The following is an 18,661-nucleotide window of genomic DNA, read 5'->3' as shown; positions in this document are numbered from 1 at the left end:
CAGCAACGGCAGCCATTAGGCTGCCGTTTTTGGTTGCTCAGCGGGATTTTCTCAGCGCGCGACCAATATCAATGGCAATCCGCTTGGGTGAGCCTTTAACGAGACGCTTGGTATCGATCAGCGTGAATTCATCGCCGACGGCTGACAGCGTATGTAAACCGTCGCTGTAGCGGCGGGCAGAAGCGGGCGCTGTCAGGTGTCCTAGCGTTTGGAAGGTGGGTCGCTGAAGCTGTGCGACGGGCAGCGACAGCAGTGTCAGAGCACCGCCATAGCTGTCAGCGCAATCCTGTGTCGGCAGCACCAGTTGATCGCCGCTCTCAAAGGGGGTGCCACCCATGCGTGCGCCACCGCGATCGATATGGATAGGCTGCGGCGAGACGTTTTCCCAATGCCCCAGTAATGTGTCGGCGTGCGCCAGCATCAAGGCGCTGGTACGAGCTTGTTTGGGAGCGGGTGGCGTGTAAAAGATCCAGTAGCCTTTTGCGTTTCTATACAGCGACGCATCAATCGCCGCCGCTGGAAAAGCAAATTCCTCAACACGCTGCCAGCGCCATGGAAAGTCGACCGCGCGATACAGCGATAGCCGCCCCGACTTATAGCCTTCTGGCAGCATCCATATCTCGCCGCCATCCTCGAAGACGTAAGGATAAGAGAGGTGCCACGGCTCCTTCAGTATCGCCCGCTGATCCAAGAGCTCAAGGTGACGGTCGAACACGTAAACCTCAATGTGGCCATGCCGAGTGCGGTAGTCATAGGCTTCCACGAACACATAGAGCCTGTTATCGCGCCACAGCCCAAAAGGATCGGCCAGGAAACACATCGAGTCGGCGGCTTCGAGCCAGTGAATGCTGGCTTGCTCCAAGGCGCTCTGCTGAGCCACTTGGCTAATGGGGGCGCTAATAATGCCGACACGCCAAATATCGCTGACCAACATGCTCATGACGCCGCCCTATCCATGCGGGTGCCGTGGTGGGGTGGCAGAGTGGAGAGTCGCGTAGCGATGGCGTGCGCGGCAGCGTCAAAACTAGCGCGGCTATAGTGCTGCTGAACGTAGCGGTGTGCCTGCTGACCAAGCGCGGCCAGCTGTTCGGGGTGGGCGGCGATTTGCAGGATGATTTCGGTAAGTGCGGCGACCGTTTCACCTTCAGCGATAAAGCCAGTAACGCCGTTTTGAACGCAGTTCGTCAGTTCTCCCACCGGCGTTGCGACAATCGGCAGGCCCGCATTCATTGCCTCGTGAACGGCCAGGCACATGCCTTCATAAAACGATGGCTGAAAGTAGACATGCCAACTTGTCAGATAAGCGTCGACGTTGTTGGAGAATCCCGGTAGCGACACGTTGTTCTGCAGCGCTAAACGTTCGATTAACTGCTCTAGCGCCGCTCGCTCGGGACCTTCTCCCACAATCGTCAGGTGCAGTCGACGGGCGAGGCTGGGCGTGCGAGCAATAGCGCGTGCCAGTGCTTCAATCAATTTGTCGTACTGCTTGACGCTGTGCAGGCGTCCCACACTGCCCAGCTGTAACGTCGAAGAGCCGTCCCACGGTGCCGCGAGGGTGGCGTGGGCATCGCACTGATAAAGCGGCCAGTTGAGCACGCGGTCGGCAGGTATTCCCATGTGCTCGACAAGGTAGCGGGTGACCAGCGACGAATCGCCTACCCATAGATCGGACAGGTGGCGCATGCGATAGGTGGCGCGTTTAACGCTGGCGCTATGTTTGAAGCTGACCACCGGAATGTTGAGCAGTTGTCCGGCGCGTTGCCCAATGCGGGTAGCCCAGCTCAGCGATGTCCAGATGATGTCAGGGCGATGGTGGCGCATGTAGCGGAGCAGTTTTGCCAGCACCACACAGCTTGCTCTTCTCCGTGAGCACAGCACCCGATAAGGAATGCCAGCGGCCTGCAAATGTGTGGCAGCCACCATGTCGCGCGGTTCGCATGCGATGACATCCACCGATAGCCCCTGTTTTTGCAGGCTCGCGACGATGTCGGCGACGGCAAATTCGGCACCGCCGGTTTCCAGGCTGGTAATCAGATAAAGAATTTTCATAGTAATGGCTTCAACGTCAAATAGCGCAGCGTCTGGCGAATGCGCCCCTTGAAATAGCCGAGGGCGCCAGTCGCTGTCTCCTTCCGCAGTGCATTGCGCTGGCGGCAAATTCGCGCCGAGTATATGCCATTGCTGCGAGTGATAAATCGCCCGTTTTAGTCATTGACGACAAGCTTAAGAAGTGGGCGCGAAGCTAAGACTCCGGCAGAACGTTAGGAGACGTATGATTTTGACACTATCACTACAGCTGGAATGAAGATTATTTGCTCTCTATTATATTAAGATAAATTAAAGTTTGGGGTCCTGATTAATCCCCTTTGTAGCGTTGTAGCGCCCGTCGTTAAGGGTTTTAAAAGATTGTGCACTAATAAAGGCAAATTATAGTAAGCGCCCCCAAACCAAATTTTTTCATGGTAAAGTTCTACAAATTACATTCCTGCTGTCTCGGCATGAATGCATTGTTGTTTTACTAGGTGTGTTAAATGTCTATAGATGAAAAACAGCTGCTTCAGGATGAAGCGCGCTACTGTTCTTTTGGTGACACCGTTCACTACGTCAACCCGCCCAAAATCTTCACTGATTGTGAAGGTAGCTACATGTACGACAGCAAGGGTACGGGCTATCTTGACCTGCAAATGTGGTATTCAGCGGTCAATTTCGGCTACAAGAACAAGCGCCTTGATCAGGTGCTCCACCAGCAGATCGATACATTGCCGCAGGTAGCAAGCCAGTATCTGCATCCTTCCAAAATCGAGCTTGCCAAGTTTATCGCGCAGGATGCCGAGAAGAAGTGGGGCGAGCAGGGGCGCGTACATTTCAACGTGGGCGGCGCTCAGGCCATTGACGACTCGCTGAAGGTAGTGCGCAACGCCAAGCAGGGCAAAAGTTTCATGTTTGCCTTCGAGGGCGGTTATCACGGTCGTACCCTGGGGGCATCCAGTATTACTTCCAGCTATCGCTATCGCCGCCGTTACGGCCACTTCGGCGATCGCGCTCAGTTTATTCCCTTCCCTTATCCGTTCCGTCGCCCCAAGGGCATGACCGCGGAAGAATACGCTGATTCCATCGTGCAGCAGTTCGAGCGCAAGTTCGAAAACGAATATCACGCTATTTGGGATCCCAAGGTTCAGGAGTGCGAATACGCTGCCTTCTATATCGAGCCGATTCAGGGTACTGGTGGCTATGTGGTGCCGCCTGCCAACTTCTTTACTGGTCTGAAGCGCGTGCTCGACAAGTACGGCATCCTGCTGGTGGTTGATGAAATCCAGATGGGCTTCTGGCGTACCGGTAAACTGTGGTCGGTCGAAAACTTCGGCATTACTCCCGACGTACTGGTGTTTGCCAAGGCGCTGACCAACGGGCTGAATCCGCTTTCCGGCCTGTGGGCGAAGGAAGAGCTGATCAACCCAACCACCTTCCCGCCGGGCTCCACGCACTCGACATTTGCCTCCAACCCGCTCGGTACATCAGTGGGTCTTGAGGTAATGAAGATGACCCACGAAATTGACTTCGGTAAGCAGGTGTGTGATTCAGGCGCCTACTTCCTGGAAGGTTTGCGTGATCTACAGACACGCCATCCCGAAATCGGTGATGTCGATGGGCTTGGTTTGGCGTTGCGTGCCGAAATTTGTACCGAAGACGGCTTTACTCCTAACCGCGAGCTGCTTGATCGCATGGTCGATATCGGTTTGGCGGGTGATCTCGAGTACAAAGGGCAAAAACGCGGCCTGGTGCTCGATGTCGGCGGGTATTACAAAAACGTGATTACCTTCGCGCCATCGCTGATGATTTCGCGCGAAGAAATCGACGAAGCCATGTACCTGCTTGACCAACTGATCACCCGCGCCAAAAAAGGCTGAGGGCAGTTGGAGAAGTTGCGCAATGCGCTTGAGCCGGCGTCACTGGTTCGGCATTTTCGGCGCCACCCCCCTGAGGGCTTCACTGCCCTTGAGGAGTGGCCGGAAATGCCGGCTTTCGTGGCGCCGTTCAATTTGCTAACCACTGCAGATGACGATCTGCTGCACAAGCTTCAGCGTATTCCCGGCTATCGCTACTGGTCGAAATGGCTGACGATCAACACCGCCTTTGTGGGCACTACCGTCAGCGAATACGCGCTGTTTTCCCCTTCCGACGATCCCGATAGCGTTGCCCGCGATGTACGCGCCCAGTTGGGCCGCGATCATCGGCTGGTGATTATCAAGGATATTCCGCAGGCTTCGCCGCTTCTAAGCGACGCCGAAAACCGCTACGCCGACCAACTGGTGAGCGCCTGTCGAGCGCAAGGGTTTCTAGCGGTGGACGGTCAGGCGCTGGCCTATGTGCCGATCGATTTTCCCGATATCGACAGCTATCTGGCGCGGCTCAAGAAGAGCTCTCGGCGCTATATCAAGCGCCGTTTGCGCACTCGTGACGAGGTGCAGGTAATTCGCTGTGCCACCGGCCATGAGTACGATAATCAAGCGCGCGTTGATGAATATTACGCGCTCTACTCAGCGGTCTACGACCAAAGCGACATTCATTTCGATCTGTTAACGCGGGAGTTCTTTGGTGCGCTGCTGAGCGACACCACTGCCGATGGCATCGTCTTTGAATATCGCCGCGCCGCTGACCATCAGCTGCTCGGCTTCAACCTTTGCTACGAAGAGCAGGGGCGCTTGATCGATAAATATATCGGTTTGCGCTATCCCGACGCCAAAGAGCTCAGCCTTTACTTCCTGAGTTGGGTGGTCAATCTTGAATATGCGCTTGAACGAGGTTTAAGCGCATACGTGGCCGGCTGGACCGATCCCGCAGTAAAAGCGATGCTGGGGGCCAGTTTTACCGCGACGCGGCATGCGGTGCTGGTGCGCAATCCACTGCTTCGGTGGGTACTCAATCGCTTTGCTGATCGGCTATCGCCCGACAGCGAGTGGGTAACGGAACAAGAGGCTTCGTAATGGGTAGGCAGCCAGTGGTGCTCGATACCGACGATTCGGTGGCGGTACTCGAGGGCGAAACACGCGTGTCGCTGTCGCGGGCGTGGCGCGAGTGTGTGCGCTTTGGCAGCCGTTTTTCCAGCTATCGTCAGCAGGTCGCCCGAGCGACGGCAGGTTTGCCCTGCGTGCGCGAGCAGGGCGCGCTGTTCATGGGCAGTGGTGATTTCCATCATCTCAGCCTTGCGCTGGTCGAGCGCTGTATCAAGGACTACGGCTTCAGTGAATCCAACGGGCTGCGGCTGGTAGTGCTCGATAACCACCCCGACAACATGCGCTTTCCGTGGGGTATCCATTGCGGCTCGTGGGTGGCGCATGCTGCCAAACTCACGGGCATTGCCCATATTCACGTGATTGGCATCACCTCTGGTGACCTCGGTGCTGCGCACGCATGGGAGCACCATCTGTCGGCGCTGTTCAAAGGGCGGATTACCTACTGGTGTACGGGCGTGAATACACGCTGGGCATCGCGTATCGGCCTAAGCCAACGCTTTCGGCAGTTTGATAGCGAGGAAGCGCTGGTGGCGGCGGCCGTGAGCGAGCTGTCGAGTGATCGCACTGCCACCTATCTCAGTATCGATAAAGATGTTTTCGCCCCCGATGTCGTTCGCACCAATTGGGATCAGGGGCAGATGCGCCGCGAGCAGTTCGATGCGCTGGTAGCGGCGTTAAGCGGTACGCTGGTCGGTAGCGATGTAACCGGTGAAATATCCACTTGGCACTACAAGGCGGCATGGAAGCGCTGGCTAAGTGCCGCCGACGGTCAGGATACCGGCGCTAGCCATGCTGAGCTGAGCGAATGGCAGCATCAGCAAGCGCTGTTCAATCAGCATATCGTGGCGACACTCGAAAGAGCATGGCGCTGCAACTAACGCCTTGCGCAGCGCCGGCAGTCTGACTGCACGCGTCGATACGCAGCGTTTGCGTTAAGTGGTTGCCACGGGTCGAGGGTGTCATCATGAGGGGCTTGGGCTGGCGTGCCGAGAGAGGCAAGGGCAGATGACGGCGCTGTCGACGACTATGCTGTGGCTGGTAATTCCCGCGCCTCGCTGGTTGCGCGATGCAGCAATACGCACAGTTGCTCAAAGCGTGGTTGGTCGAGCCATGGGCTATTGCTGATCACGAGCATGCGCTGCGCTAGCCGGCGCGCGTTCGGCGCCTGCTCTCCTTCCTCGGCAGCAAAGATATCGCGGTAGCACTCATAGTCGGGTAGCGCGTGAACAAACATCAGGCTGGTGCCAAGGCCTTTTCCCCAGCTTCTATGCAGTACCCAATCGCGGATGGCCTGATTGGGAAGCAGGACTATCACCACCGGCCATGTGCCCTGAGCAGCAGGGGCCCGAGGGCTATCGCTCAGTACCGTTACGCCATTAATTGCCCGCAGCAGCGGAAGACGCTGCTGGGCCTGCTGATAGCACTGGCTTAGCCATTCGGGCAAGCGCTGCAGCGCACTGCTGCCTGCACGACGGCGCAAGTAGCCGACGCGATGCAGCGGAATCTGGCGAGAAAAATCATCGCCGGCGGCTGCGACCAAATCGCCTTCTGCCAGTGCCCGACGAACCTCGCGGGCATAGGCCCAGTTTAGCAAGCGCGGGCGATAGGCAAGCGTATAGGCGATTAGCTCAGCGGTGCGCCGACCATCCCACAGTAATCCGCCGAGTTTGTGCGACCAGCGCGATGGGTGCTGCTGCTGGTGCAGCTGCTGGTCGCATGCGTTAAGCAGTGCTTCATCGCGTGAGATCAGCACGCCGCCTTCAAACAACGTCATTCCCTTACCTACCGCCAGGCTGAAAAAGCCGATATCGCCCGTCAAACCGACGCTATGGCCATCAATGGTTGCCCCTAGTGCTTGCGCTGCATCCTCAATCACCCAAGCCCCCTGCGCGTGAGCAATCCTAACCGCGGTCGCGATATCACTGACACGCCCGCCGAAGTGCGTGGGCACAACCGCTAGCGTGGCGTTGCTGCAGAGCTGTGCCAGCTGCTCAGGCTCAAGGTCGAAGCTATCGGGCAGCAGGTCGCACAGTATTGGTTCGAGCCCACAGTGGACGACGGCAATGGCGACCAGCGGGCACGTGTAGGCGGGGATGATGACTTTGCGGCGTGCGGGCGCACGGGCCTTCAGCGCATCGAGGGCGGCGACCAGTGCAGCCGTGCCGGAGCACGAGAGCAGGGCGCGCTCAACCCCGAGAAAGCGCGCAAGTTCAGCGGTAAGGTCCGAGCGTCCCGGCAGCCAATCGCGCGCACGCGCGGGCAGTCCGCCGGTGGGCGGTGGCTCGGCGCGTTGTTTGGCGACATCGGAACGCGGCTGGGGCGACATCGTCAGTGCGCCTCTTGCTGCTCGACAATATCGCGCTCACTGACCGCCAGACAGCCAATGCCTGCCAGAATCAGCAGCGCGCCCAACGCTTGTGGCCAATGGAAAGGTTCAGCAAAAAACAGCACCGATATCAGCAGCACCGAGACAATCTCGAGGTGAGAAGCAGCGAATGCCGGGCCAATCGGGGCGCTTTTCAGAAGCGTCATCCAGGTGAAAAAAGCGCCAATATAGCCAACGAAGGCGCCGTAAATCCACGGGTGAGCAAACACCCGCGCCAGCCATTCAGTTGATAACGCCAGCGGCAGCGCATGCTCTCCAGCCATTTTAAAGCTGAGCTGCGCGAGCGTGTCGAAGCCCATCAGGACGAGAAAACCAATGATGTAAAACCGTTTCATCGCACTACCTGCAGCCGCACATGTACGCGGCATTGAAAGGCCATAACGGCGTGAGTCATAGCTGTATACCAACCACCGCCACGCCAAGCGATACCAGCACAATACCGAGTACGCGCATCGGCGTAAGGCGCTCCTTGAAGATGAATCTGCCTAGAATCATGATTGCGACGATATTGATCGATCCCATCAATACGCCCAGCGATAGCGGCACCAGCGATAGAAATGCCAACCACAGCACAAACTCGAACACGTAGCAGGCGATGCCTATCCACAGCCAAGGGCGCATGGCCATATGCTTCCAGTGCTCAACACCATCGCCGCTATCAGGATGGCTGGCGGCGGCCTTGAAGGCGAGCTGTCCGCCCGAGTCCACCAGCACGTTGAGCACCCATAGGATGATGGTCAGTGAGAGCATGCTGTTATTCATCATTATGCGACGTCACGCTGTACTTGCGGTTGTGAACGTTAGTGACGAAGGCGATGGTGGTATCAATCACCTGACGTCGCTGCTTATCAATGGTAATCATGTGGTAGCTATCGGTAAGCAGCACCAGCGTGACTTCAGCATGGCGCGCGCCGGCTACTATCTTGTAGGCATTCTTGACCGATGCGATATCGTCATTGCGCGCGTGCATCACCAGACAGGGGGCATAAACGCTATCGAGGTGACGGCGGGTATGTTCCGAAAGCTTTTTCATCTCCGCTACCGACCACCAGGGGTTGCCCGGTAGCCCAGCCTCGGCGCTGTCGCCACTGTTCATGCTTTTAACGATCATCGCGCGCAGGGCTTCGTCCATGATGCCGTAGGGCGGCTGCTCGTTGAACACCTTGTTGCGTGCCAGGCCCAGCTTGCAGGTGATGGGCAGCAGTGCGGTCATTGGGCGTGCCCACCACGGAATACTCCAACCGTCATGACGAAAGGTGGTCGAAAGGGCCATCACTCCGTCAATCAATTGGGGGCGACGCTGCGCCAGCGCTAGCGCCAGCACAGCACCCATCGACAGCCCTCCGGTAACGATCTTGTCGACGTGCGTTGCCAGAAGCTCAGCGCCTCTGCATGCGCTATCAAGCCAGTCGTGCCAGCTGGTCGCGAGCAGGTCCTCGACCGTGCCGCAGTGGCCCGCCAGCTTCACCGCGAAGACGGTAAACCCTTGCTTGTTGAGCCCGCGCCCCACAATGCGCATCTCGTTAGGCGTACCCGTTAACCCGTGAATCAGCAGCACACCGGTTTGCGCGTGTTCACCGTGGCCTGGCATCCAGATCTCGTGCTCCAACAGTCCCGCTGGTTCGGGCGCAGTGGCATCCGAAGACGAGCGCTGCGGTTCTGCCGGTTCTGCCGATGGCGTCAGGCTCATGCCTTGGTGTCCTGCGTGGTACTCGCTACGATACGTTCAAGTGTGGGCATTAGTTGCTCAAAGTGATTAAAGGATTGAAAGGGGAGGCGATGGGTCTGGCAGAAGTCGATCAGCTTGCCTTTTGCCAACACCAAACGCGCGCGCTTCGAGACGCAAAAATCGGAGCTGCCATCGCCTATATACAGCACCGCGTTGTCGCGCGAGGCGGCTTCTCTCGCAGTTCGGCATTTACAGTTGGCGCTTGGGCATACGGGGCTCGCCCACGGCGTTTCCAATCGCCATGCGCGCGTGTCGTGCTGAAGCAGCCGATTGGCCCTGACGGGAACATCGGTAATGCCCTCGCGTGCCAGAATGCGGGTGATGGCATAGTCGAGTCCGTCGCTGACGACAATCAGCGGAATTCCCGCATGACGTGCTGCCGCAGCGAAAGCGATAAAGCCCGGGTCGATCTCAATGATGTCGAGGCAGTGATCGAGTTCTTCCTTGCTCATGTCGAGCAGCGCAATTTGCGCCACCATACATTCGCGCGAGCCAATCTCGCCGCGCTCCCACGCATCCTCGTAAGCCTGCCAACCGCGTTGACCAAAGCGGTTGAGCAAGGTGTCAGTGACGTCTTGCCGACTGATGGTGCCATCGAAGTCGCAGTGAATTTCCCAACCGGTGAAGGCGCCTGATTGATGTGTCAGCGGTGAGCGCTGTGCATTAGTCATCACGTTTACTCATAACGGTAGCCCGAAGATAGTCAGGCCACGATGATGGCGACCTCATTTGTTTCCGATATTGTATGTAATTGATTAAACCGATGGTAGTAAGGGGAGTTTTCATAATTATTGCTGTTATTGCGGCGCGGCGTATTTCACGCGGCAGAAGCGCGATCAGGCAATGTTGTCGAAATTAAGGAAAAGGCCGCCATGTGGGTATTCGAGGCGAACTATTATTGTCTTGAGAAAATGAGCGACGATGGTTTGCTGGCGTGAACTTTTTTTGCACAATAGAGCGGCGATGATTTAAAAACTACAATATTAAGAATGAATAAAGCTTGCCGCCACGTTTTCGTAATAAAGGACGATGTATTTCCTTTTTTGAAAGTTGCTGGAGCGGCAGTTTGAAAAGGGTGCGATTCAGGCGGGTAGGCAATGGCGAGACAATAAAAAACCGGAAGCCTTTTTAAAAAGCTTCCGGTTAAAATTTGGTAGCGGGGGCTGGATTTGAACCAACGACCTTCGGGTTATGAGCCCGACGAGCTACCAGACTGCTCCACCCCGCATCAATGAGGCGTAATCTTACAGATTTTTTACAGAAGGTCAAGGAGATACGCGCGCAGCATATAAATTTAGCGCGATATCGCAGTTCGCGACTGCGTTGCATCATAAAAATTGCTAGTCTCTGTCGAGAGCGGCGGTTTCGGTGTTTTCCGGCGCAGTGAAGGGCCTTGTCACGGCCTCGCTCGCTGTTTTCAGGCGCTTTTCAATGCCCCCCTCTGGAGTGCTCGAGTACTCGGGGTGGAGCAGGGTAGAAGGTATATATTACCGAGGCCGCCGTTGTTCGTGACAACTCGGGTCACGCCTAGCGCAAGGCCCGATCTTATTATTAGTCATATTCACCTATCGGATGCGCCATAGCATGTTGTTGAATACGAGTACCTTTCAGGTATGGAGCGATCGATGAGCCAAGAGCTGAACGCCGAGTCGGCAGCATTCACCTTTAAAGGCGGGATGCTGCCGATGACAGTGCTTGAGCTAGCCTCAAACGATGTCGATCTCATTGAGCAGCAGCTTAGTGGGAAAATCAGCCAGGCGCCGGCCTTCTTCCAGCAAACGCCGGTGGTGTTAGGGCTGGATAAATGGGAAGACGGCGCGCTGGAGCTCGATAAGCTTTGCACCATGCTGCGCGCGCATAAATTGCTGCCGGTGGCAGTGCGCGGTGGCAGTGATGAGATCAAGCAATCGGCCTGGGCGCTCGGGATGGGCTGGTTCCCGCCCAACGAAGCCCGTACGCCCACGCAGGCAGCGCCGGTTGAGCAGGTGGTTCCGGCGGCTAACCGCGACGACCAAGGCGACACTGAAAACCATTACGGAGCGCGCGTGTTCCGTGGTACGGTGCGGTCAGGACAGCAACTCAGCGCGCCGCGCGGCGACTTGATTGTGGTCGGTGCGGTTAACGCGGGTGCCGAAATCCTCGCCGCAGGCAGCATTCATGTTTACGGTGCGCTACGCGGCCGGGCATTGGCAGGCATTCACGGTGATCTCGACGCAGCGGTGTTTTGTCAGGAGCTGCGTGCTGAGCTCATCGCGGTTGCAGGCAACTATAAGCGGCTTGAAGACATCGATCCTGCATTATTGGGTAGGAGCGTTCAGGTTCACATGGCAGAAGATCAGCTCGATATCAGTGCATTCGAGCTGTAATCGCCACCTATTCGGCTGCCCGTCGCACTGCTGCTAGCCTTGCCAGCAATTGCAGGTAGAATCAGAGCGATGGGTAGTTATATAAGAAATTCGGCTCTTCCATCGCTGTGATGGAAGTATCTACAAGGGCCTTGGGGTGCTAGCCACCGTGCGGGGCCGAGCGTCGATAATTGCGTCATACAGGAAACTTACCTTGGCCAAGATCATAGTAGTGACATCGGGAAAGGGCGGCGTTGGTAAAACCACCAGCGCAGCCGCTATCGCCACCGGGCTGGCACAGCGCGGCAAAAAAACCATCGTGATCGATTTCGACGTGGGCCTGCGTAACCTTGATTTGATCATGGGCTGCGAGCGCCGCGTTGTCTACGACCTGATTAACGTTATCCAGGGCGAAGCCGGGCTAAACCAGGCGATGATTCGCGACAAGCGCATCGATAACCTCTACGTCCTGCCTGCTTCTCAAACGCGGGATAAAGACGCACTTACGCTCGAAGGCGTTGAGCGGGTACTCGACACGCTGAAAGAAGACTTCGACTTCATCATCTGCGATTCGCCGGCCGGTATCGAGCGCGGTGCCCAGCTCGCCATGTACTTCGCCGATGAAGCAGTGGTCGTCACTAACCCTGAAGTCTCCTCGGTACGTGACTCCGACCGTATTCTGGGGCTGTTAAGCTCGAAGACGCGTCGCGCCGAGCAAGGGGGCGATCCGCTCAAGGAACATCTGCTGATCACTCGCTACTCGCCGAACCGCGTCACCAGCGGCGACATGCTTAATCTGGAAGATATTCGCGAGATTCTATCGATCCCGCTGCTGGGGCTGATCCCCGAGTCGGAAGCCGTGTTGCGCGCTTCCAACCAGGGCGTGCCGGTCACTCATGACCACGACAGCGATGCCGGTCAGGCATACGGCGATACCGTCGATCGTCTGCTGGGCGAAGACCGTCCGTTGCGCTTCCATGAAGAGCAGAAACGTGGGTTCTTGAGCCGTGTGTTCGGAGGGGGTCGTCGGTGAGACTGCTTGATTTCTTAAGGGGTGAGAACAAGAAGTCTGCGTCCGTTGCCAAGGAGCGGCTGCAGATTATTGTCGCGCACCAGCGCGGTCAGCGCGGCCAGCCCGACTACATGCCCATGCTTGAGCGAGAACTGCTCGAAGTGATTCGTCGCTATGTCGAAGTAGACGACGATGCCATTAACATCAGCCTTGATCGTGACGCTGACTGCTCGGTGCTCGAGCTCAACGTGACGCTTCCCAACCAGGAAGGCTGACGTCCTGGCGATCGGCGCCCATGGCGCTGGTCGCTCTCTTCCCCGCCTCTCATGCGTTAGGTAGCAAGCTGTGTCAGAGCCTACTTTCCTGTTCCACGATTACGAAACCTTCGGGACAGATCCGCGGCGGGATCGTCCTTCCCAGTTTGCCGCCATTCGAACTGACGCTGATTTCAATCCGATCGGTGAACCGGAGGTGCTCTACTGTCGTCAGGCAGAAGATTACCTACCGCACCCCATGGCGTGCCTGATTACGGGTATTACCCCGCAGCAGGCCAACCGTCGCGGCTTGCCTGAGATGGAATTTGCCGAACGTATCAACGAACTGATGAGCGTGGCGGGCACTTGCTCGGTAGGCTATAACTCGCTGCGTTTCGACGACGAGGTGTCGCGGCATCTGTTCTATCGCAACCTGCTCGACCCCTATGCTCGCGAATGGCAAAACGGCAATTCACGCTGGGATTTGATCGATGCGGTGCGCACCTTCTACGCACTGCGGCCGGAAGGTATCGAATGGCCGATGCGTGAGGATGCCCAAGGGCGGCGCGTTCCCAGCTTCAAGCTGGATCAGCTGTCGGTAGCCAACGGTATCGAACACGCTGATGCCCACGACGCGCTGGCGGATGTGCGCGCTACCATCGAAATGGCCAAGCTGCTGAAATCGTGCAACGCCAAGCTGTTTTCCCACCTGTTGGGGCTGCGCGACAAGCACCGTGTTAACAGTTTGCTGGACATCGGTGCGCGCAAGCCGATGGTGCACATCTCGCGGCGCTATCCTGCGGCACGCGGCTGCTGTGCGCTGATCGCACCGCTGGCACGACATCCCAGCAACGCCAATGGCGTGATTGTGGCGGATTTGTCGGTTGACCCTGAGCCGCTGCTATCGCTGTCGGTGGAAGAAATTCGCGAGCGCGTGTTTGTAAGTCGCGAAGAGCTGTCGGAAGGTGTTGAGCGGATTCCGCTCAAGGTGGTGCAGGTCAATCAAAGCCCTGTGTTGCTGCCGATCAACACCCTCGATGCGACGGCTGCAGAGCGTTTGAATATCGACCGCGATCAGGCGCAGCAGCATTGGCAAGCGCTTGCCTCGGCAACCGATTTGGCCGACAAGGTGGCGGCGGTATTCTCGGGTGGCTATCAGGATTCAGTGGATGACCCCGATCTCATGCTCTATTCGGGTGCTTTCTTTAGTAAAGATGATAAAGCGGCCATGGCGCAGGTGCATCAGCATCATGGTTGGGATCTGGTAGGCGTGACGCCGTCGTTTCAGGACCCTCGCCTTGAGGAAATGCTCTTTAGAATGCGCGCGCGCAGTTATCCCGACACCCTGGAAGGCGAAGAGCGCGAACGCTGGGACGCCCTGCGCTGGGAGCGTTTCAACTCTTCGCAGCTGTCGTCACTAACGCTGCAAGCGTTCGCGCGCGAAATAGAGCGACTTAACCAAACGCTGTCGGCGGAGGACGAGCGTCAGCGTCGGTTGCTGGAAGAGCTGGCGATTCACGTTGAGGCGATCATGCCCGCGCAGGCGTTCGGCTAGCGCCTACTGCCGCCGCAGTGCATCGATGCGGGTCAGGCGCATGCTGACCGGCGTATCGAAAATAAGCAGCGTACCCTCCAAATGCTGGCCGTCCTCGGTCAGTCTCAATGGGCACTTGTTACCCGATTCGCACAGCGTGCCGTGATCGCCGCGCAGCATCGGGAAGGCGCGGCCAAACTGCCACCATTGCCGCTCTTTGCCATCTTCCCCGCGCGCAGTAATCAACGTCGCCATCTGACGCCAGTTGGCATTGCTGGGCTGATCCGCAGTGGCAGGTACGCGTACCGTTTGATCGAGCTGATAGTTACGCGTGCCCATGCCGCTGTTCTGCCAACTGATATCGAGATACACGTAAGCTTTGCCCATCGAACTGCCCGGTACCTCTACCGGCTTGTCCAGCTTCCACTGTCCGACACGCTGATCAGCGCTGATCGGATTGCAGCCTGCCAGCACTCCACATAGCGCTAGCCCCGCGAGACAGCGCCAGTTCATAGCGTTACGCCTATCATCGTCAGCATGCCGAGTGCCATCGCCGCTTGGCTGAGCTCTTCCACGACAACCCGATGCCGGTTGATTACCCTTACGCAGCTTTTCAGCAGGTAGTAGAGCGTGCTCAGCGTGAATACAAAGATCCAGGCTTGGCCGATCACCTCGCGATAGCGCGACAGCAAAGAGGAAGATGGCTGAGCCATGTGATGAGCGTCATGGGACATCGCATGATGGGCGTGATGTGCCATTCCGCTCATATCACTCATGCCGGCCATGCTGGCCATATCCAGCAGCATCCATGCCATCGCCGCCATCATCAGGGCGTGATAGCCCATCGATAAGCGAGTCAGGTTGCGGTGCGGATCATCAGTTGCACAGCAGCCACCGCTAATACCAAGCCACACAAACCATAGCGTTGCCACGCTAAACAGCACCACCTGCGGCAAGGCAGGCAACTGGTGTCCCCATGGCCAGCTCATCGCCAGCATTGCTAGCGCCATTAGCAGGTGCCAAAGGTGACAGTAGCGCAGAATGGAGCGCTCTGGCCTGATAATGCGGTAGGCAGAATCGATGGCAGCGAACGCAAACAGCGCGGTAATCAGCCAGCGCAGCCAATCTGACTCGATCATGGCAATATCCTCAAGGAGTGGTAGGGGAGTGTGCGGACGGATCGGTATCCTTGGCCCGACGCGCAATATCTCGGCGAGCGCCAAGACGCTCTAGATGGATCAGCCCAGCCTCGCGGCGATTCAGCTCGCTGGCAGATGCGTCGAATAACGTCTGAGTGGTTTCGAGGGACACATCCGCCAAACGCGCTTCACGAATCAACGCCAGGCGCCTTGTATCGTCCGCCGACGCTGGCTGCTGTGGGGCACCTTGCAACAGACCGGTGGCGATATAGTGATCGAGCATAGCGCTCGATACTGATGCGTTGGCAGCCAGTGCTTTCAATGATGTATCGCTGCTGGGCGCTGCCGTAGTTTCGTCAAAGCCGTTTTCTAACCAGCGAGTGGTGATGGTTATCGCTCGGCTGATGCGTCGCTCAATGGCGTCGAGATCAAGTAATGGCGTGCTGCTTGTCTCGCTGAACCACGGCAACGGCTGTGGTACGGGTATATTTTCCTGAACAGCCAGTGCCAGCCAGCACAAGCGGCTTATGTCGGCGCTGCTGGCGAAGTGCTGCAGCGCGTTGTCGAATCCGTTTTGCGCGGCCACGGCGGTAAGAGTGGCTTCCGGTACGGCGAGCATGTGCGCTGCATCAGCAATGCGATAGGGAGCATCATCGTGGAGCAGCTCGGTGACGGCGGGCGCTCCAATGAACGGCGGCTTGAACGGGCGCAGACGCAGCGCATTCAGGACGACCAGCAGGCTGGAGAGCGCCATCACGCAGGCGGCTGCCTGTGGTGATAGCATCCACTCGAAGAAGCTGTAGTAAAGGCCGGCAGCCAGAGGAATGCAGAGAACGTTGTAGCCGAACGCCCAGCCCAGGTTCTGGCGGATATTGCGCATGGTGGCACGCGATAGCGCAATGGCGTTAAGCAACTGGCCGGGATCGCTGTGCATAAGGATGATCTCTGCGGCATCGATGGCAACATCCGTGCCCCTGCCCACCGCGATACCGACAGTAGCGCTCGCCAGCGCCGGGGCGTCGTTAATGCCGTCGCCCGCATAGACCACCCGATGTCCCTGCGCGATCAATTGATCAATGGCCTGGTGTTTCTGGGCAGGATCAAGCCCACCTCGAGCATCGCTAACGCCCAGTTTCTCAGCGACGGCAGCCACGGTAGTCGGGTGATCACCGCTCAGGATCATTGGCGTAATGCCTTGCTGGGCGAGCGCCACCATGGTGCGCGCGGCGGTGGGCAGAATGCGATCGCCAATAATCGCCAGCGCGACAATGCGACCTTCCACCGCGATAAATACCGCCGTCAATCCTTGCGCAGCGGCGTTGTTGACGTCTTGCTCGAAGGGTTGGGGATCAATCTGTGCGGTGGTCATCGCGCCGCTGCCGCCTACTACTACGTGCTGTCCGTTCACCGTTCCGGCGATGCCCTTGCCCGGCGTCGAAACGACCTCGCTAGCGCTAAAGCCATTGATGTTGCGCGCTTGCGCCGCATTGATCAGCGCGCGTCCTAGCGGGTGCTCCGAGTGGCGCTCCAGCGCTGCTGCTGCGCCAAGTGCCGCCGTTTCGCTGCCGTGATAGATAATCAACCGGTGAAGTTCCGGCTTGCCGCGGGTAAGGGTGCCAGTCTTGTCGAAAATGGCGTAGTCGATGGTTTCAAGCTGCTGAAGAGCAGTGGAGCGCTGGAACAGAAGGCCGATTCGACTGCCTTCACCGCTGGCGACCATTACTGATGTCGGCGTGGCCAGCCCCATGGCACAAGGACAAGCAATCACCAGCACGGAAATGGCGCTAACGATGCCCATCATCCAGGCCACGTTGGGAGGTGCCAGCGTTAGCCAAGTGACCAGTGAGCCAACGGCAATCAATAGAATGGCCGGCACGAAACGGCGCGTAATGCGGTCGGCGAGGGATTGAATGGGCAGCTTGCTGGCGTGGGCGCGCTGCACAATCTGAATGATGCGCGACAAGGTGCTGTGTTCGCCCACCCGCGTGGCGCGGCAGGTAAAGCTGCTGCCGCAATTGATACTGCCGCTTTCGACCTGTTCGCCGCGCTGGCGAAGTACTGGCAGGGATTCGCCGGTTAGCATTGATTGATCGAGATAGGCATCGGCATCTTCGACCACACCGTCTACGGGCAACCGTTCGCCGGGGCGAATGCGAATACGCTCGCCGCTGTTGATCTCGCTAATGGCGACTTCTTCTTCCCCCTGCGGGGTAATTCGCAGCGCTGTGCTCGCTTGCATCGCCAGTAGCTTCTCGATAGCGCTGCTGGTACGGCCTTTGGCGATGGCTTCCAAATAGCGCCCAAACAGAATCAGGGTGACGATCATCGACGATGATTCGAAGTAGAGCAGATGGCTGTTTGGCGGTAATAGCTGCGGTACGAACAGAATCAGCGTCGAATATCCCCAGGCGGCACTGCTGCCGAGCATCACCAGCGAGTCCATGTTGGGGCTGCCACGCCACAGCGCGGGCACTCCGTGGCGATAAAAACGCCAGCCGGGGCCGAACTGGATTAGCGTTGCCAGTACGCTCATGCCTATTGCCACCTGCCAATAAGCATTGGGAGTAAACATCAGCCAGAAGTCGAGGTCGTGAATCAGGTGGCGGCCCATCTCGATCGCCATGATGGGCGTTGCCAGTAGTGCGGCTACCAGCGTGGCAATACCGAGCCGACGGCGCTCCCTGCGAGCATCATCGACGGCGTAGTGTGCGCTTTGTCGCCCCAGTGAGCGGTAGCCGGCGCGCGCTATGGCACCGTTCAGTCGCTGTTCATCGGTGCCTTCGATGACCGAGAGATGGACGGTGCCCATGGCCACGTTAACGCTGCAGCGGCGAACTTCTTCGATCGTTTCAAACTGCTGTTCAATGGTGGTAGCACAGGCGGCACAGTACATGCCCGCTACCCGCAGATCGATGTCGTTGATGGCAAGCGCTATCTGCTGAGCTTCAAGGCAGTTCAGAATGTCGCCATGGCGCGCATCGGCATTCACGGTGACCGACAGCGAAGTGCGATCGCCGTTAACGTTGGCAGCGGTTACTCCGTTCAGTGAGGTGAGCGCCGTCTGAATTGAGGCTATTCGCGAGGCCTCGAGTGGCCTGGCCAAGGGAATCTCGAGATGCGTGAGCGTATCGTCCTGATTGTGCATGAGGCTACTCGGACTGCTTTAGACAAAGCGTTAAACAATGGGGCTCACATGGTACAGCGTTTTACGGTTGGTCGAAGAAGAAAGCGGCAGCGCTGAAGCGGG

General features: G+C 57.8%; 17 protein-coding genes, 1 tRNA gene and 1 pseudogene. 7 read left to right on the top strand and 12 right to left on the bottom strand.

Annotated elements, in window-relative coordinates; all coding sequences use genetic code 11:
• Positions 1-37: 37 nt before the first annotated feature.
• Positions 38-940: a glucosamine inositolphosphorylceramide transferase family protein gene (locus tag R84865_RS09655; protein ID WP_435639515.1), complete on the bottom strand. Its 903-nt coding sequence runs from the start codon at positions 938-940 to the stop codon at positions 38-40.
• A complete protein-coding gene (locus tag R84865_RS09650; RefSeq protein ID WP_435639514.1) occupies positions 937-2,049 on the bottom strand; it encodes a glycosyltransferase in 1,113 nt (370 codons plus the stop codon). The genes R84865_RS09655 and R84865_RS09650 overlap by 4 nt, the downstream gene beginning before the upstream one ends.
• Positions 2,050-2,531: 482 nt before the next feature.
• Here R84865_RS09650 and R84865_RS09645 point away from each other — a divergent pair, with 482 nt between their 5' ends.
• From R84865_RS09645 to R84865_RS09635, 3 genes are all read left to right on the top strand, one after another.
• Complete coding sequence (locus R84865_RS09645; RefSeq protein WP_435639513.1) at positions 2,532-3,908, top strand: aspartate aminotransferase family protein; 1,377 nt, start codon at positions 2,532-2,534, stop codon at positions 3,906-3,908.
• Positions 3,909-4,013: 105 nt separating this feature from the next.
• On the top strand, positions 4,014-4,985 hold the full coding sequence (locus R84865_RS09640) for a GNAT family N-acetyltransferase (RefSeq protein WP_435639512.1): 972 nt from the start codon (positions 4,014-4,016) through the stop codon (positions 4,983-4,985).
• Positions 4,985-5,893 carry a hypothetical protein gene (locus R84865_RS09635; RefSeq protein ID WP_435639511.1) on the top strand — a complete coding sequence of 303 codons (909 nt, stop codon included), beginning with the start codon at positions 4,985-4,987 and terminating at the stop codon, positions 5,891-5,893. Before R84865_RS09640 ends, R84865_RS09635 begins: the two co-directional genes overlap by 1 nt.
• 146 nt (positions 5,894-6,039) lie before the next feature.
• Here the strand turns inward: R84865_RS09635 and R84865_RS09630 are convergent, their stop codons facing one another.
• From R84865_RS09630 to R84865_RS09605, 6 genes are all read right to left on the bottom strand, one after another.
• Positions 6,040-7,341, bottom strand: coding sequence for a DegT/DnrJ/EryC1/StrS family aminotransferase (locus R84865_RS09630; RefSeq protein WP_435639510.1), 1,302 nt, complete (start codon positions 7,339-7,341; stop codon positions 6,040-6,042).
• A gap of 2 nt (positions 7,342-7,343) precedes the next feature.
• Positions 7,344-7,736: a DMT family transporter gene (locus tag R84865_RS09625; protein ID WP_435637426.1), complete on the bottom strand. Its 393-nt coding sequence runs from the start codon at positions 7,734-7,736 to the stop codon at positions 7,344-7,346.
• Positions 7,737-7,791: 55 nt separating this feature from the next.
• Positions 7,792-8,151: an EamA family transporter gene (locus tag R84865_RS09620; RefSeq protein WP_435639509.1), complete on the bottom strand. Its 360-nt coding sequence runs from the start codon at positions 8,149-8,151 to the stop codon at positions 7,792-7,794.
• 4 nt (positions 8,152-8,155) lie between these two features.
• Positions 8,156-9,091 (bottom strand): alpha/beta hydrolase, encoded by a 936-nt coding sequence (locus tag R84865_RS09615; RefSeq protein ID WP_435639508.1) that lies wholly within the window; start codon positions 9,089-9,091, stop codon positions 8,156-8,158.
• Positions 9,088-9,801 carry an MtnX-like HAD-IB family phosphatase gene (locus tag R84865_RS09610; RefSeq protein WP_435639507.1) on the bottom strand — a complete coding sequence of 238 codons (714 nt, stop codon included), beginning with the start codon at positions 9,799-9,801 and terminating at the stop codon, positions 9,088-9,090. Before R84865_RS09610 ends, R84865_RS09615 begins: the two co-directional genes overlap by 4 nt.
• A 480-nt stretch (positions 9,802-10,281) precedes the next feature.
• A tRNA-Met gene (locus tag R84865_RS09605) sits at positions 10,282-10,358 on the bottom strand.
• Positions 10,359-10,755: 397 nt separating this feature from the next.
• Between R84865_RS09605 and minC the strand changes: the two genes are divergently transcribed.
• The 4 genes from minC to sbcB all read left to right on the top strand — a co-directional run bounded on the left by minC (position 10,756) and on the right by sbcB (position 14,296).
• Positions 10,756-11,496 carry a septum site-determining protein MinC gene (gene minC / locus R84865_RS09600; protein ID WP_435637424.1) on the top strand — a complete coding sequence of 247 codons (741 nt, stop codon included), beginning with the start codon at positions 10,756-10,758 and terminating at the stop codon, positions 11,494-11,496.
• A gap of 193 nt (positions 11,497-11,689) precedes the next feature.
• Complete coding sequence (gene minD / locus R84865_RS09595; RefSeq protein WP_435631793.1) at positions 11,690-12,508, top strand: septum site-determining protein MinD; 819 nt, start codon at positions 11,690-11,692, stop codon at positions 12,506-12,508.
• Entirely contained in the window at positions 12,505-12,762 is a 258-nt protein-coding gene (gene minE, locus R84865_RS09590) for a cell division topological specificity factor MinE (RefSeq protein WP_435631792.1), read from the top strand. The genes minD and minE overlap by 4 nt, the downstream gene beginning before the upstream one ends.
• A gap of 70 nt (positions 12,763-12,832) precedes the next feature.
• Positions 12,833-14,296, top strand: a complete 1,464-nt coding sequence (sbcB, locus tag R84865_RS09585) for an exodeoxyribonuclease I (protein WP_435639506.1) — start codon at positions 12,833-12,835, stop codon at positions 14,294-14,296.
• Positions 14,297-14,299: 3 nt separating this feature from the next.
• Here sbcB and R84865_RS09580 read toward each other — a convergent pair whose 3' ends face one another.
• The 4 genes and pseudogenes from R84865_RS09580 to R84865_RS09565 all read right to left on the bottom strand — a co-directional run.
• A complete protein-coding gene (locus R84865_RS09580) occupies positions 14,300-14,788 on the bottom strand; it encodes a hypothetical protein (protein WP_435631790.1) in 489 nt (162 codons plus the stop codon).
• Complete coding sequence (locus R84865_RS09575) at positions 14,785-15,414, bottom strand: DUF5134 domain-containing protein (RefSeq protein ID WP_435637421.1); 630 nt, start codon at positions 15,412-15,414, stop codon at positions 14,785-14,787. The genes R84865_RS09580 and R84865_RS09575 overlap by 4 nt, the downstream gene beginning before the upstream one ends.
• Before the next feature lie 10 nt (positions 15,415-15,424).
• Positions 15,425-17,926, bottom strand: a complete 2,502-nt coding sequence (locus R84865_RS09570) for a heavy metal translocating P-type ATPase (protein WP_435639576.1) — start codon at positions 17,924-17,926, stop codon at positions 15,425-15,427.
• Positions 17,927-18,157: 231 nt separating this feature from the next.
• Positions 18,158-18,559: pseudogene (locus tag R84865_RS09565) on the bottom strand (heavy-metal-associated domain-containing protein); the annotation flags it as partial.
• Positions 18,560-18,661: the final 102 nt, after the last annotated feature.

This window comes from Carnimonas bestiolae, from assembly GCF_051251145.1.
Taxonomy (GTDB): Bacteria; Pseudomonadota; Gammaproteobacteria; order Pseudomonadales; family Halomonadaceae; genus Carnimonas; species Carnimonas bestiolae.
Note: the sequence above shows the minus strand (reverse complement) of the source record. Positions and strands in the feature narration are given on the sequence as shown.